Annotated in this window: 12 protein-coding genes, 2 CRISPR repeat arrays and 1 other annotated feature; of the genes, 1 reads left to right on the top strand and 11 read right to left on the bottom strand. The window is 36.3% G+C overall.

What is annotated here, in order from left to right; all coding sequences use genetic code 11:
• Positions 1-51 precede the first annotated feature (51 nt).
• Positions 52-615 carry a ribosome recycling factor gene (gene frr / locus FC30_RS07965; RefSeq protein WP_010689162.1) on the bottom strand — a complete coding sequence of 188 codons (564 nt, stop codon included), beginning with the start codon at positions 613-615 and terminating at the stop codon, positions 52-54.
• A gap of 8 nt (positions 616-623) precedes the next feature.
• On the bottom strand, positions 624-1,346 hold the full coding sequence (gene pyrH, locus FC30_RS07960) for a UMP kinase (protein WP_010689163.1): 723 nt from the start codon (positions 1,344-1,346) through the stop codon (positions 624-626).
• Between the two features lie 213 nt (positions 1,347-1,559).
• Here pyrH and FC30_RS07955 point away from each other — a divergent pair, with 213 nt between their 5' ends.
• The gene (locus FC30_RS07955; protein ID WP_010689164.1) at positions 1,560-2,438 is read left to right on the top strand and encodes an N-acetylmuramoyl-L-alanine amidase; all 879 of its coding nucleotides are present in this window, start codon (positions 1,560-1,562) and stop codon (positions 2,436-2,438) included.
• Between the two features lie 171 nt (positions 2,439-2,609).
• Here FC30_RS07955 and rpmA read toward each other — a convergent pair whose 3' ends face one another.
• From rpmA to FC30_RS07910, 9 genes are all read right to left on the bottom strand, one after another.
• On the bottom strand, positions 2,610-2,891 hold the full coding sequence (gene rpmA, locus FC30_RS07950; protein WP_004048016.1) for a 50S ribosomal protein L27: 282 nt from the start codon (positions 2,889-2,891) through the stop codon (positions 2,610-2,612).
• A 22-nt stretch (positions 2,892-2,913) separates the two neighbouring features.
• Positions 2,914-3,240 carry a ribosomal-processing cysteine protease Prp gene (locus FC30_RS07945; protein WP_010689165.1) on the bottom strand — a complete coding sequence of 109 codons (327 nt, stop codon included), beginning with the start codon at positions 3,238-3,240 and terminating at the stop codon, positions 2,914-2,916.
• Positions 3,241-3,261: 21 nt separating this feature from the next.
• A complete protein-coding gene (gene rplU / locus FC30_RS07940) occupies positions 3,262-3,570 on the bottom strand; it encodes a 50S ribosomal protein L21 (RefSeq protein ID WP_004048019.1) in 309 nt (102 codons plus the stop codon).
• A gap of 17 nt (positions 3,571-3,587) precedes the next feature.
• Positions 3,588-3,661 (bottom strand) — a sequence feature (ribosomal protein L21 leader region).
• A 101-nt stretch (positions 3,662-3,762) separates the two neighbouring features.
• Positions 3,763-4,722: direct repeats of the CRISPR family, unit length 36 nt; unit sequence GTTTTGGAGTCATACAAAACAACATAGCTCTAAAAC.
• Positions 4,723-4,789: 67 nt separating this feature from the next.
• Positions 4,790-5,461, bottom strand: coding sequence for a type II-A CRISPR-associated protein Csn2 (csn2, locus tag FC30_RS07935; RefSeq protein ID WP_010689166.1), 672 nt, complete (start codon positions 5,459-5,461; stop codon positions 4,790-4,792).
• The gene (gene cas2, locus FC30_RS07930) at positions 5,458-5,790 is read right to left on the bottom strand and encodes a CRISPR-associated endonuclease Cas2 (RefSeq protein WP_010689167.1); all 333 of its coding nucleotides are present in this window, start codon (positions 5,788-5,790) and stop codon (positions 5,458-5,460) included. The genes csn2 and cas2 overlap by 4 nt, the downstream gene beginning before the upstream one ends.
• Entirely contained in the window at positions 5,780-6,655 is an 876-nt protein-coding gene (gene cas1 / locus FC30_RS07925; RefSeq protein WP_029507329.1) for a type II CRISPR-associated endonuclease Cas1, read from the bottom strand. Before cas1 ends, cas2 begins: the two co-directional genes overlap by 11 nt.
• Positions 6,652-10,593: a type II CRISPR RNA-guided endonuclease Cas9 gene (cas9, locus tag FC30_RS07920; protein ID WP_029507330.1), complete on the bottom strand. Its 3,942-nt coding sequence runs from the start codon at positions 10,591-10,593 to the stop codon at positions 6,652-6,654. The genes cas1 and cas9 overlap by 4 nt, the downstream gene beginning before the upstream one ends.
• Before the next feature lie 429 nt (positions 10,594-11,022).
• Entirely contained in the window at positions 11,023-12,279 is a 1,257-nt protein-coding gene (locus FC30_RS07915) for a 5-methylcytosine restriction system specificity protein McrC (protein ID WP_010689170.1), read from the bottom strand.
• Entirely contained in the window at positions 12,276-13,835 is a 1,560-nt protein-coding gene (locus FC30_RS07910) for an McrB family protein (protein ID WP_010689171.1), read from the bottom strand. Before FC30_RS07910 ends, FC30_RS07915 begins: the two co-directional genes overlap by 4 nt.
• A 336-nt stretch (positions 13,836-14,171) precedes the next feature.
• A CRISPR array of direct repeats spans positions 14,172-16,255; the repeat unit is 36 nt; unit sequence GTTTTAGAGCTATGTTGTTTTGTATGACTCCAAAAC.
• Positions 16,256-16,275: the final 20 nt, after the last annotated feature.

Raw genomic sequence — 16,275 nt, 5'->3', positions numbered from 1 at the left:
CTGTTTCGACGAGCCCTTGCCCCGTTATCATCAGCAAAACAAAGCTTTCACCTAACCGGCAAGCACTTCTTTTTCTTTTTCTGCTGTAATATTTTCAATATTTTTGATCGAACTATCCGTTACTTTTTGGGCAACATCTTCCAAGTCACGCAATTCGTCTTCGGTCAAATCGCCATTCTTTTGAGCTTTCTTCAAAGCATCCATCATTTCACGACGAACATTTCTAACAGCAACCTTGCCCTTTTCAGAAGTTGCTTTAACTTGTTTAGCTAATTCCTTACGACGTTCTTCCGTCAATTGTGGGATCACTAAGCGAATAGCTGATCCGTCATTCATAGGAGCGATGCCTAGATCAGATGCTAAAAGCGCATGTTCGATGTCTTTCAAAGAAGACTTATCGTATGGTGTGATGAGAAGCACGCGTGCTTCTGGAACACTGATCTGAGCCATTTGATTAAGTGGTGTTGGCACCCCGTAATATTCAACGTTGACCCGGTTGAGCAAGCTAGCATTAGCTACACCCGCACGGATCGTACCTAATTCACGTTGTAAAGCTTCTTCGGCTTTAGTCATTTTTTCTTGATATTGTAAAATAGTTGGATTTGTAATTTTCATAAATTTATTTACTTCCCTTCAACTGTTGTTCCGATCGTTTCACCTTGAACAACTTTCTTGATATTGCCACGTTCATTCATGTTAAAGACTACAAGTGGGATATTATTATCCATGGATAGTGATGAAGCCGTTGTATCCATAACCTGTAACCCTTTATTGATGATCTCCATATGTGTTAGCTTATCGTATTTAACTGCATTTGCATCTTTGCGCGGATCTGCTGAATAAACGCCGTCAACACCATTTTTAGCCATCAAGATCACATCAGCATTGATCTCTGACGCCCGCAAGGCTGAAGTCGTATCAGTGGAGAAATATGGCGAGCCTGTGCCGGCTGCAAAGATCACGATACGTCCCTTTTCCAAATGACGCATAGCCTTACGACGAATATATGGTTCAGCTACTTGGCGCATTTCAATTGCAGTTTGAACTCTAGTTGGTACTCCGATCGATTCTAAATTGTCTTGTAGTGCCAAAGCATTCATCACCGTTCCAAGCATTCCGATATAATCTGCTTGAGCGCGCTCCATTCCCATTTGTGCACCAGATTCTCCCCGCCACATATTGCCACCACCGACAACGATCGCGATTTGAACCCCCAAGTCATGCACTTCTTTGATCTCTTCGGCAACTTTACGGATCTCTGGCGGATTGATCCCTTGACCAGCATCTCCGGCCAATGCTTCCCCGCTCAGTTTCATCACAACTCGTTTGTATTTAATGTCAGACATTAGTTGATCCTCCTAAAACAATTTTGCTGAAATTCGTTCACGATTTAACGAAAGCCGTTTGAATAAATTTTATCATTCTATCGGGGGTTTTGCCAACTATTAATTTGTTTTTACATTTCAACAAGCTTTGATAGGAAACCGTTAGCATTTACTTGTTGGACACAAAGTATTTTTGCTATAATGTGAATAGTTGTTAAATTTGGAGTGATGCACATGGAAAAGCTTAGAACTTCTCATGGATCTGGCCTCCCCAAACGTATTCGGGTCCTATTTGCGATCATTTTCGTACTAGTTGGTATTTTAGGTTATCGCACTTATAAATATTTCGGACAACTAGAGATCCAAACTAACTATGCTGTCCTTAAAAACGGCCCTGGTGTTGAATATGATCAAATCAGTCAACTCAAGCAAAACCAACGTGTAACTGTCTTGAAAAGCAAATATCATTGGATGTATGTTGAAACTGACGATGAAAAAAAAGGCTGGATCGCTGATTGGATGATCAACAGTAGCTACAAATTACCTATTACCGATCTTTCAAATGCGACGATCGTGATCGATCCTGGTCACGGTGGTTATGATTCTGGGGCGACCTCGAACACTGAGAAAAAAGAAGAAAAACAATATACTTTAGCTTATGCCAAACTTTTGGCTGAAAAATTACGTAAACAAAATACAAAAGTCTATCTTACACGTAGCGATGACACTTTTGTCAGTCTAAGCAAACGTCCCGCACTAGCAGATCAAGTCCATGCAGATGCTTTTATCAGTTTCCACTTTGACTCGTCGCCAGTCAAAAACACAGCTTCGGGATTTACGACTTATTATTATCATAAGAACTCCGCCAAGTTAGCACAAACGATAAATAAGGAGTTTGGTGCGATCGGCTTAGAAAATCGCGGGGTCGAGATCGGTGACTTTTTGGTCATTCGTGACATCAAAGAACCGGCGATCCTATTAGAAGTGGGATATATCAACTCCGATCGTGACTTTGATCAGATAAGCTCTAAGTCTTACCGTGCGACCGTCGTAAATGACGTTTATCAAGGCTTAGAAAAATATTTCGCAGCTCAAAAAGATACAAGTAAATAAAGTTAGGTCTTCTAAAAAGATGGCATTTGGCTATGTTTTTAGAAGACCTATTTTATTATTGGAATTTCTAACAAAACTTAGGCAAAAAGAAATCAGCCTAAGTTTTCCACAAAATAAAAAACGCCCTGATTCTTGCTATACAAGGGATCAAGACGTTTTTTGCATTACCGATTATTCAGCAACTGGGTAAACACTAACTTGCTTCTTATCGCGGCCTTTACGTTCAAATTTAACGACACCAGCAACCTTAGCAAATAATGTGTTATCGCCACCCATACCAACGTTAACACCTGGGTAAATACGTGTACCACGTTGACGGTATAAGATAGCACCACCGTTAACTGTTTGACCGTCAGCACTCTTAGCACCTAAACGCTTAGAACGTGAGTCACGACCGTTAGAAGTGGAACCACCACCCTTTTTATGAGCGAAGTATTGTAAGTTCATTAACATAGTTCGTGCACCTCCTTATTGCTTAATTTATATTCGTTTTTATATATTTTGGATAACTCTGTTCAACATCTTTCAAACCTAATTCAAGGCTCGATAAGATCAATTGAACTGCGGGATCATTTTGTCCCTCATCTGATAAAGCCACTTGTAAAAGACCGCCATTTTTCTGATCTTCAACTAGTTCAAATTTTTGTTTCAGCAACTTTTCCAACGTATTGATCGTATTGATTGCTAACACTGAAACAGCTGCACAAACAATATCCTCACCAGCTTCAGCAAAACCTGCATGACCAGTAATGTCGAAACCTTCTATCACTTTACCATTTCTAATAATATTTACATGGATCATCTAACGTCCACCTCGCAAAAATTATGCGTTGATTGCGTCGATAACAACCTTTGTGTATGGTTGACGATGACCTTGCTTTGTGTGTTGATGCTTCTTAGGCTTGTACTTGAAAGTAACAACTTTCTTAGCACGACCTTGCTTTTCAACAGTACCTTCAACAGTAGCACCTTCAACAAAAGGTGTACCGATCACTGTGTTTTCGCCGCCTACTAAAACAACTTTATCAAAAGTTACTTTTTCACCAGCTTCAGCAGCCAACTTTTCAACGTAGATAGCTTGACCAGCTTCTACTTTAAGTTGCTTACCACCTGTTTCAATAATTGCGTACATTAATGTGCACCTCCTTGTATTTTACTTAGACTCGCCGTAATGTAGTGGCTCAGAGAGCACTTGAACTTAAAACGTGCGGTTGCAGTTGTGGCATGCACAAATACAACGCTAATATAATATCAAATTATAAAGTTGCCGTCAATAGAAATACTGTAAAAATATTTTTCAATTGCACATATTCTCAACCGGAAAATACTAAAGTTTTACAAAACAACATAGCTCTAAAACAAGAAATGGACAACACCGTTGATACCTTTGGTTTTGGAGTCATACAAAACAACATAGCTCTAAAACATGTACCGTCGTCCTTGTCCACATTCAGATGTTTTGGAGTCATACAAAACAACATAGCTCTAAAACATATTGTCAAAGCTTGGGAAATAGTTATAGGTTTTGGAGTCATACAAAACAACATAGCTCTAAAACATGCGATCCTCGTTTCCGTATCTTCTGGGTGTTTTGGAGTCATACAAAACAACATAGCTCTAAAACACACCGACCAGATGAAGAAAATCGAAACGTGTTTTGGAGTCATACAAAACAACATAGCTCTAAAACTAGCACGAAGCTGTATCATTTAAGCATTTAGTTTTGGAGTCATACAAAACAACATAGCTCTAAAACCTTCTGTCCAGTCAAACGATACTTTGCCATGTTTTGGAGTCATACAAAACAACATAGCTCTAAAACACAATTAACAGTCGATAACAAAAAGACAGTGTTTTGGAGTCATACAAAACAACATAGCTCTAAAACTGCTAGGTCAACATGATTGAGTAAAAAATTGTTTTGGAGTCATACAAAACAACATAGCTCTAAAACATCGCTTAAAGAAACGGTTCGATGATGTTTGTTTTGGAGTCATACAAAACAACATAGCTCTAAAACTCAAGCCCACCAGCAATGTACGTGCTAGTGGTTTTGGAGTCATACAAAACAACATAGCTCTAAAACATATGCGAGATGAATATGATACGGGAACATGTTTTGGAGTCATACAAAACAACATAGCTCTAAAACTCATTCATTGTAGCAGCCTCCTGTTCTGCCGTTTTGGAGTCATACAAAACAACATAGCTCTAAAACCGTTTACGAGACGCGGGCACAAAGATCACAGTTTTGGAGTCATACAAAACAACATAGCTCTAAAACCTCAAATGCAAAAAATGGCACAGTGGTTTCGTGATTGCGCTACTAATTCTAGCAAAATTTTCGCTTTCTATGACTCCGAAGAGCTATTCAAATACTCTAAATAATAATCACTATCTAAAATATACTGCGGTAAGTCATACAACTTACTTGGCTCAAGGAATATGACATTCAAATTGCACAGTCCAATGTACTCAAGTAAGCTTCTTATTTGTTTTTCTGTCAAATAAGCACCAACATTTAAGAAAACTAATAATTTTTTCTTACTTAAGTATTTGAAAATTTGCACTATCTCATAACATTTTTCGTAAACCGATGACATCGTCGTTTCGATTTTTACACCCATCGCCTTTATCAATTCTAGCAGTGTGATCTCATCATACTCAAGATCTAACTCATTTTCTAAACATTCACTCGAAATAATATTTGCTATCTCCACTGCTAATGACTCAAGTCTGTCTTTAACTTCCTCTTTTTCACCAAATTGTCTTTCCAGATCCGCATAAACTAATTTCAAAATAGCTGGAGTATTGACATTATACCCTAGAATATCTGAAACTAGCATTAATTGGCTCTCTTTAAGTGGTGAAAAATCATCCAAAGCTAACTTCAACGGGCTCGATTCATTATAGCTATACAATAACCTCGCAAGATCACTGAAGGTTTCTGTATCTTCGATCGCTAAGATCAAAGTTTTATCAAATTCGATCATGCCATCTAATAATGGAAAATTAATTTTCATAGCTCTTCCCCCAGAAAAACTACCCTTTTATCTGTATTAGCAATTGACGGGTCACTTGTTCCACTAAGATATATCATCCTTGAAAATTGCTTTTCTGTGACCGTCAGAACAGTTACCTTACCCGATGGCGGTTTATTTTTAGTTAATCGATCCAGTATCGACCTCTTAGCGGAGCCATTAAGCAACAACTTACTGTAAACAGAATATTGGTGCATCAAAAAGCCTTCCGATAATAAAAATTTGCGAAAGCGCCGGTAGTTTTTCCGGTCTTCTGCAGTTTCAGTCGGTAGATCAAACATCAACAACATACGCATATACCTATAACCCATATTTAAATATAGGAACCTCCTCGCTTTTTTTATTCAAAGCTTGGATCACTTTACGGGTATACTCTTCAACAATATTGGTCAAAAACATTTCTTTACCATTGAAATAATATGTCTCTGAAAAAATTTGCAGTAAGCAGTATTTGATCGATTTGAAATCCAGCTCTTTATTTTGAAAAACAATATCATCGATTATCGGTCTAAAAGGCTCCATAATATCACTCGCCAAGTTGAATTGATTGAACTGATTGACGTGCTTTAGACCTAACTGCGTCAAACATCCATTTTTAACGATCTCACGTGCTACCATACTTAAGAGCAGTGTATACCCATAATCTAAACCGGCGTTGATCGGATTTTTGATATCACGTGTAAAGCCCGTACCAAATAAAGTATTGAAGTAAACTTTAGCCGCATGTCCTTCACGATTTGTTTTATCAAAAATAGTCAGATCTGCACAATAATCCAATAATTTTTGCGAATTTTTTTCAAAATCATGTTTATGCAAACATACACTTTGATTGATCAATTTCTGAGAAATTATCTCAGTCCACAACACTTTCTTATTTTCAGCATCCCACATCATTTGTTTGTCGATCTGCAAACTTGAATCATGCTTACCATAAAATGGTAATAACTGTGCCGTGGGCATTCGTTTATCATCACAAAAGATCACTAGAACATTTTCATCGATCAAACGCTTAGTCAACATTGTACTCAATAAAATATCCGTTGTTTCAAGGATCAAAATATCGATCTCTGACAGATGGATCATCTCGGTTTCAAACGGGGTACGATAAACGAGATGATTATTTTGATACGACAACTTCGAGTGCTTGTTGACAATAACTGTACGCCAGCCCATTATAATTTACCTAGATCGATCCTTGTTTCATATAACCCCGTTTTTGACTGATAGATCAATGTTCCATTGAGCAAACTTCCTGCCGAATTATATCGTTTCCGTGGAATATTTTCGCCAAAGAATTTGAAATCGCTCGCAGCACCATCAGCTGTATATCTCAAGAGCTCAACAAAGTTCTTACCCAATTCCATTGGGGTAGCATCTTGATTTTCTTCGTATAAGCGTCTGATCTTTTCTGAATTTTTAGGTGCAACAACATACTTATCCGCAAACTCCATGATCTTATCAAATAATTCTTTAAATTCAGCTTTATGATCCTCTAATTTTTGCTCTCCATCTTTTGCATTGACCCAATAGAGCAACTCTACTAGATGCTGTGGCAAGATCAATTCATTTGCTTTTTGAAATTCCTTGAAACTTGCTAGATAACGACGACGACCTTCTGGATCTTCAAGCAGACTATACTTAGGCAAAATAAAACTATTTGTGACGTTTGTATACCCACGACTAGCTAAATATGCAGTTGGATCAGCCTCATATTTCTTACTATCTATGATCGGAATATTTACTAAAGTTTTCACTTTCTTTGTTTTGCCTTTTTTGACTTCATCTGCAGTGATCAAAACCGCATAACTTTCTACCGCTTTGGCATAGCCACCATATTTAACTGGATCGAGCCCTTCTTTTCGTGGCAGTAGCTTACCTGAATCACTCTTAGGTACCAACATTTCATCAGAAAAGCCACCGATTTGGCGTTCAGCTTTGCGAACTTTATTAACTTGTGCCCGATATAAATAACGCTTGATCGTTGGGAGATCACGTGCTTTATCCCAGAAAGGATATACTTCATTCTCTTTTAAGAAATATAAAACGTTAGCATATAAGGTATTTTTAGCTGTAGCTTTGCCTAAACCTTTAAACTTAGCTTTGCGGTACTTACCATAGACAAATTCTGGCTCCAATTCGGGATATTTTGCCATGATCAAATTGGCTACAATAGCATTAAGATAAGCATCGTGAGCATGATGTAAATTATTGAGCGCTCTTACTTTGCGCAGTTTGAATTCGCTCCTAAATTGCGAAGCTAACTGAGCTTTTAGAGTAACGATCGCAATTTTTTCATCAAGTTCAACACCATTTCCATCATAATTTAGTCGTTGGTCTAAGAGCTGTGCCACATATTTAGTGATCTGCCGTGTTTCGACCAATTGGCGTTCGATAAAACGTTCTTTTAGTTTTTCATTCAATCCGCCATGAAGATTACGCCGTAGATTGTCATATTTTTTGTTGGTCATAGCTCCAGCATCTAACAATTTTTTCCAGAAACTTCCCATCTTTTGGATCACGGCTTCACTTGGCAGACCATTAGTCTTACGGACATTTTCTTTTTTGATCGTTAAGACCTTATTTTCGATTGAATCATCTTTCAAAAAGCTCTGCGGAATAATATGGTCAACATCATAAAACTGCAAATGGTCATAGTCTAGAGGAGCCCCGGTATACATATCACGTCCATTTTGTAAGCAATACAAGTACTTTCTTTCATCACTCAATTCAGCATTACTTGGCAATTTTTCAGGTAATTCATTAGCATCTTTTAAGTTTTCCACAATCTGTTGCACTCGATCTTCACGTTTCCGTGTCCCATGCGTTTTCTGGGTTTCACGCGCCATTTCGACTACAATACTTTTAGGCTTATATCCCATGACTTTGATGATCTCATCAACGATCTCTAAACTCTGTAAGATCCCCTTCTTAATAGCTGGACTTCCAGGTAATTCCTGTACAGTTTTAGCCAAAGTTTCCTCTTTTTCGATCACTTGGGCATTTTTGATCGTTTCCTTGAATGAATAGTTATCATCATTGATCAATTGCATGAAATTTTGACTGTAATCTTCAGTCATCAAACAATCTAAGATCGTCTTATGTGTCTTTTTGTCATAGATACCATCCAACAGCTTAGCTGAAAGGCGCCCCCACCCCGTATATTTTTTCCGACTCAATTTACGTAATATATCTTCGCCTAAAAAGTCACGATAGTTTTCTAAGCGACGTTTGATCAATTTGCGTCCTTCAAAGATAGTTAGAGTCTTGATGATATCTTCCCACTTTTCACTATTTACTTCATCATTTAAAAGTTCTGGCGCAACACCCATATCAACTAAATCTTTATAGGTTCCGTAAGAAGCGTTGAATTTTCCGTTGTCCAACCCTTTCAAAGCTTGGATCCTGATGGCTGGCATAACAACTTTCAGATGCTTAATAACCATTTTTTCACTTACTTTTCGGTCTAATTTAAAAAGTTCAAAGATCGAGCGCTTGGTTTGGGCATCAAAATACTTAGCCTCACCATTTTCAGTCACATATCTGACACCAGCTAACTCATTAAAGATAGTGTATCTCTCATATAATAAACTATGCTTAGGCAAAACTGGCTCAGTCGGTAGATATAGATCGTTGATCGTCATGTGTTTAATGAAATCTTCAGCTGAAGTCTCCTTGTCGATCATTTCATCAAAGTTATATGGTGTTATTTTTCCTTCACCAGCTCGGGTCAACCATGCAAATTTACTGTTTCCGCGCGCTAAAGGCCCAACATAATACGGGATTCGGAAGTTTAAGATCTTTTCAAACTTATCTTTATTTTCACGTAAGAAAGGATAGTATTTACCTTGATTTTCAACTATTGCCACTAGTTCTTTTAAATGGACTTGATGCGGGATCGCACCATTATCAAATGTTCTTTGTTTTCGCAAATAATTATTAGCATCGATCTTTTGTAAGATCTCTTCTGTCTCAGGGATCCCCTTCAAAGTCTTCTTAGTATACTTATAGAAATCTTCTTCACTTACTTTGCCATCAATATATCCCGCATAACCACTGATCTTAGGTTCACTGAAAAAGTCATGACATTTCTCAGGAAGATATTTTTTAAAGACTCGTTTCAATTCAATTAGGTCTTTTTGATGTTCTTCATAGCGTTCGATCATCGCTTGTGAGAAAACAGTCTTTGTTTGCGTATCTTTTACATCTAAAATACTTGCCAAAATAGCTGCATCATACACTTTCTTAGCAGCAACAAAGATATCTAAATATTGATCACCAGCTTCAGCCAATAAGTCATTCAAATCATCTTCGTATGTATCCTTTCCAAAGGATAATTTGTGTTCTTCATCGGTCCCTAGCACTTTCTTGAAGCTACCCATATTGCCGACCATCATCTTGAATAATTGATGAGCTAGTTGATTTTTCTTAGCCCCACTAAGTTTCAGCAGTTCTTCAGATTTTTTTGTTTTTGAGAATGTATTATTTTTGAAGATATCAGCAACATCTAGTTTACCCAAATTTTCATCACTATTCTCATTTAGAGTTTCACTGAACTCCGCAAATACTTTGTTGATATCAGTAGTTCTTAGATCAATTTCACCTTCCAGTAAAAAATTCCCCCGATACTTGATAATATGTGCTAAAGCCAAATAAACCAATCTTAGATCAGCTGGTTGATCATTATTAGCTAGTGCACTGCGTAAGTGATAGATCGTCTTATATGTATCATGATACAGTAATTCTTCTTCACGCTTTCCAAAGATAGGATACACATCATACTTCTTATCTTCAGCCACCAGTGAACTTTCTTCTAGTCGATATAAGAAATTAGGATCGACCTTAGCCAATTCTGGTGCAAAGATCTCTTGTAAATAGCGCAAACGATTTTTTCGCCGGGTATAGCGCCGGCGAGTCCCGCGCTTCAAACGGGTATCAGCTGCCGTCTGTCCTTCATTGAACAGTAAAACTCCCAGCATGTTTTTCTTGATCGTTTTTTTAGATGTATCCCCAAAAACTTTCATCTTTTTGGTAGGAACTTTATAATCATCAGTAACTACAGCATGTCCCACTGAGTTTGTCCCAATATCCAACCCAATACTATAATCTTTTTTCAGCATATTACTTCCCATCCTTTCATTTTTATGCTATTATTACTAGTGGAGTTATACAAAACAACATTAGCGAAGTTAAAATAAGGTTTAATCCGTAATCAACAAGTTTTATCTTGCGCGCGCCGTTTCGGCGCTTTTTTTGTTTTGTAAAACTTCTTATTTACTTCTCCTCTATTTTACTATTTTTAGTAAATAAAACCTAATAATATCACTTCATTTAAATAGATTTTTTTAGCAACCTTTTTTATCTTAAATATCAAGCTGATCATCTCAACAATTTTACATATTTTTAGTCTTGATAAGTGTATTACTAGCCAAAATTATTAAGCCCACCGTACTTTTTACGGTCACACAAAAAACACCTTGATCCTTTTGGTAGAATCGAGGCGCTAAACAACATAACTCTAAAATAAATAAAGCAGATAAAGACATTTAATCTGCAAAATAATCTTTCAACTGTTTTTCTACTTTCCTTATATTCCTAACAAAATTCTCGTAGCTATCGACCTGTTGTGGAACATAAAATTTATAGGTAAATAAATTCCCACCTAGCCCTTCTAGTGTTCCTAGTTGTTGCCACGTTTGGTCATAACTTGTTGTCGGTTGCAAAAAGCCCGCCTGCATCGTAGAACTTTGACTTTTATTTATAATATGCAAATAAGTGATGAGCTGATTATAATCATTCACTGTATCAAGCTCAAACTTATATTTTGTATCGATCGGAATATTTTCCACGATAAAATCTGGATATCGATGATGATTTCTAGAGTCTCTAAATAGGTATAATGTCTCTAGCTCCCTCTCCATACCATAGTGTTTCCATTTTGTTATCGTTGCAATATATTCCTCCCATAGCCAAGCAATATCTACAATGATCCCATAAAATTTTTTATTACTATCTCCCACTCCATTTTCCTTTAAGATCTGGATACATAATTTCTGTAGTGAGATATATTCACTAAAATAATCATGTCGAATCTCATTTCTAATATTTTTTTGTAAAACAGACATAATTTGCACTTTAGAATAGCTTGGGGTCGCCTGCCTTATCAGCGAAACATTCTTACGTGTTTCAACTTTTGAATTTATCAAATTCGGTAAGCGTTCACTAACTTTTTCTAATGCATGTCGTACCAACTGCATTAAATCATTATCATAACTGAGTTCACTTACTTGATACGCAATTTGGCCTGAAAAGGGTATATTCCTTTTGAGCTGTTTTGAAATGTTGATCCGGCCTCGAAAATCAGCATTATTGTAGTTTCGCTTTACGTATTCTTTATATGGTCCTTTTTGCATCGCAATATTCATATAATATGGAAATAGTAGTAATAGTAAATTGTAGTAAGGATTTTTTTCGGAACTTCCTTGAAAACTATCGATGATACTATAATTTAAGACTTTTTCCAACATGTAGGTCAAAAAATAATCATCATCAGCATACTCACTAAATCTAGATTTGATCACAACATTTTGTTTCCCATCACTCAAAAAACCGACTAGATTTCCTGTTGTCGTTTTACCATTGATCGCTGAAAAGATCGTTGTATCACTTTTAGCTATACTTGGTGGAAACACTAGAAAATCTTCATTCTCCAATTCACGCAAGGAACGTCCTACTAATTTTGAAGCTAGCTCATTTCCTAACAAATCAATATCAAATTCACGATTATCATATAATACTATCATTCATCTACTCCAGCAAAATATGCTCTACCTAGAAAAGCTAATTTTTCACTTGCTTTATGATCCTCTCTAAAATAGTCATTTAATAATGGACATAATTTGGTTTCCCATAAATGTTCTAATGTTTCTTCACCAATATCAAGTTTCAAAAAATAACTAGCACCGATCTGATAATCTTTGGTGAGCCCAACTTCTGGAGCAATGATCGCAGTATTCAGGTGTGAAAGTATTTCTTTGATAGTATCATTTGCTAGCATATTTTCAGCTGAAGTTTGCGCTGTGATTTCTAAAAAAGTAAAACGACGCCTCATCGCAAAATCAAACGTATCAACTGAACGGTCAATATCGTTCATTGTTCCAATAATATATACATTCTCTGGTACATAGAACTTTTCTGTCGGATCAGCATGTAAATTAGCATATTGCGTATAAACTCCATCTTTATGACCACGATACTCAGGATCGATAGAGAAAAATAACTCACCAAAAACTCTAGCTATCTCACTACGATTGATCTCATCAATAATAAATACATAAGTGCTATCTAAGTCATTTAAGGCTTGTTCAACAAAACGTTTAAAACTTCCAGATTTTAATTCGAAGCTCACAACTCCCCCAATGGTACTCGCCGGACGCAATCCTTCGACAAAATCGGTGTAATCATAACTCGGATGGAATTGTACGAAGCCTAGCTGTCGTCGCTGTGTTTCAGTTAGATTATTTATATTATTCACTTTTCCATTAGAAATCAGTTCAGCTGCGATATTTTTAGCTAAATACGTTTTTCCCGTTCCAGGAGCTCCATGTAAAATAATATTTTTGCTTGCTAATAATTGTTCACAATAACCACTTATTTTTCTATTATTATTTTCCTTGAGTACATATTCATGATAATCCCACAAAATAACACTTAGATGATAACCATCCAATTCTGGAAAGCGCTCCATCATCATCACCGTCAATCCATGATTTTGGTGATAGACCCAACCTTCCTTTTGGGGGGTATATAATTTTTTCCAGATTTTATCATTATCTAAATTCATATTAATTCCTACATACGTATTTTCAGCTGAATAGGCACATAATAATTTAGTAATGATAGCTGGCCGTGTAAAAAATGAATTTTTACTACTAAATTCTGCACTATCAAAATCTTTTTTTATACCTGCTTCAAGGATCGCAATTAAATCTGCTTTTAGCTTTGTAAATTCTGCTTCAAGTTCAGAAGCTGGAATCGGTTGATTACGTTTATTACAATAAACTTGCTTCTCTTTATTCCAATAGATACCGAACTTATTTGCGCTGCCACCCCTGATCCCTAAGTGTAGATCACGATATTTTCCAGCTTCGATCTCATAGCACAGTGACTTGTTAGCTGGACCTCTACCGATAACATATTCGTCTAATTCCATTGTTTTGATCCGGTCAAGTGGCCATTCTTTCAAAAATTCTTTTGCCAACTGTATATTTTGTTTCTTCCACGCCTCTGCTCGTTTTAACAGTGCTGATTTATTTTCAAAATACCAATCCGAAAAGTGTTTTATATTGATTTTTACCATCCTGTCACCCCATCGTTTTTATATAGCATACAATAAGCTTAGTAGCCGATGCACCTAAAACGCATATAAATTTAGACAAAAAAGTTCCATTAGAAATTTTTTCTAATTTCTTAAAAAGCATCTCAATAGTTAGGTAGTGACTCTAACAATTGAGATGCTTCATATTAATCTAGTACTGAAAATTTTAGACAGTTATATTTTTGCTTAACGTAGTGTATAATTATAATTGAATTGTGTATTACGTTAATGAAAAAACATGGAATCATACAAAACTGAAATCTTGCTAGGATAAGTAGCGCGATTACGAAACCAAAACGACATTTTTTTGCATTTGAGGTTTTAGAGCTATGTTGTTTTGTATGACTCCAAAACCGTAAGTTGGGAAACAGAATTAAAGAACTGGTTTTAGAGCTATGTTGTTTTGTATGACTCCAAAACCTACTTTTTTGACAAAAAATTAATTACTTTCGTTTTAGAGCTATGTTGTTTTGTATGACTCCAAAACGTATGTTTATGAGAGTTATTTTGAAGGATAGTTTTAGAGCTATGTTGTTTTGTATGACTCCAAAACTGGTTACACTTCACTATCTCAAATGATCTCGTTTTAGAGCTATGTTGTTTTGTATGACTCCAAAACTCTTGATAATGTCTGCAATCACATCTAATGGTTTTAGAGCTATGTTGTTTTGTATGACTCCAAAACTGAGCGATCGCATATTGTACCTGCGTTGGATGTTTTAGAGCTATGTTGTTTTGTATGACTCCAAAACACATAGCTATAAATAATTTATCAATGAATGTTTTAGAGCTATGTTGTTTTGTATGACTCCAAAACAAGCAAGATGTAAAAGATTTTGTCACAGTAGTTTTAGAGCTATGTTGTTTTGTATGACTCCAAAACTATTTGTGTGGGGGGGTAAAGCGAAATTCAGTTTTAGAGCTATGTTGTTTTGTATGACTCCAAAACACAACGATCGGTAATCGCTTTGCTAATTTCGTTTTAGAGCTATGTTGTTTTGTATGACTCCAAAACAGCATCTGATTGTGATGTTTCGTTGGCGCTGTTTTAGAGCTATGTTGTTTTGTATGACTCCAAAACGATCAGCAGGGTTGATCGTTACAGTAGCTTTGTTTTAGAGCTATGTTGTTTTGTATGACTCCAAAACAAAAGCATTAATACTAAAGCCGTGTTTATAGTTTTAGAGCTATGTTGTTTTGTATGACTCCAAAACAATGGCATTAAAAATCTGTTTAGCGATGTTGTTTTAGAGCTATGTTGTTTTGTATGACTCCAAAACGAACGGCATGTCACTATCTTGAATATCGATGTTTTAGAGCTATGTTGTTTTGTATGACTCCAAAACTATACTAAAACGTATTAATGTATACTTGTAAGTTTTAGAGCTATGTTGTTTTGTATGACTCCAAAACGCTGCGCATATATGCAAGGAAGATTGGCCAGTTTTAGAGCTATGTTGTTTTGTATGACTCCAAAACAACAATTGACTCAAACAGCTTTGAAGAATAGTTTTAGAGCTATGTTGTTTTGTATGACTCCAAAACATTGGCGTGTTTATTGGATGGGCGGTGAATGTTTTAGAGCTATGTTGTTTTGTATGACTCCAAAACGATGTTATTAGCTGTTTTGAATGGTGTCATGTTTTAGAGCTATGTTGTTTTGTATGACTCCAAAACGTAATTTTGGCCAAAATGCTGATGGAGGTTGTTTTAGAGCTATGTTGTTTTGTATGACTCCAAAACTGAGGTAGGCTTGTTCGGAGGTGCTGATGAGTTTTAGAGCTATGTTGTTTTGTATGACTCCAAAACGTATCGGCGGATCAGATAAAAATTAGTAAGGTTTTAGAGCTATGTTGTTTTGTATGACTCCAAAACAGTTTTAAAGAGAGTTTTCACTGTAAATAGTTTTAGAGCTATGTTGTTTTGTATGACTCCAAAACGAGCCAGAGTCTCTTAAATCTGAAAGCATTGTTTTAGAGCTATGTTGTTTTGTATGACTCCAAAACTTCAATCTTTAACACCTCTTCTTTCATTTCGTTTTAGAGCTATGTTGTTTTGTATGACTCCAAAACGTCGCTATTGTCCACTAATTACTCAAAAAAGTTTTAGAGCTATGTTGTTTTGTATGACTCCAAAACAAAACAAAGTGCTTTTTGAAGGCCGTGTTTGTTTTAGAGCTATGTTGTTTTGTATGACTCCAAAACTATTCAGCAACAAGTTCGGTGACTACCTGGGTTTTAGAGCTATGTTGTTTTGTATGACTCCAAAACAAGGCCAAGTTAGGAAAGGGGGCTAGTATAGTTTTAGAGCTATGTTGTTTTGTATGACTCCAAAACTATTCAGCAACAAGTTCGGTGACTACCTGGGTTTTAGAGCTATGTTGTTTTGTATGACTCCAAAACAAACGTTTTTTGAGTCGATA

The sequence above is a fragment of the Ligilactobacillus animalis KCTC 3501 = DSM 20602 genome, assembly GCF_001434535.1.
GTDB lineage: Bacteria > Bacillota > Bacilli > Lactobacillales > Lactobacillaceae > Ligilactobacillus > Ligilactobacillus animalis.
Note: the sequence above shows the minus strand (reverse complement) of the source record. Positions and strands in the feature narration are given on the sequence as shown.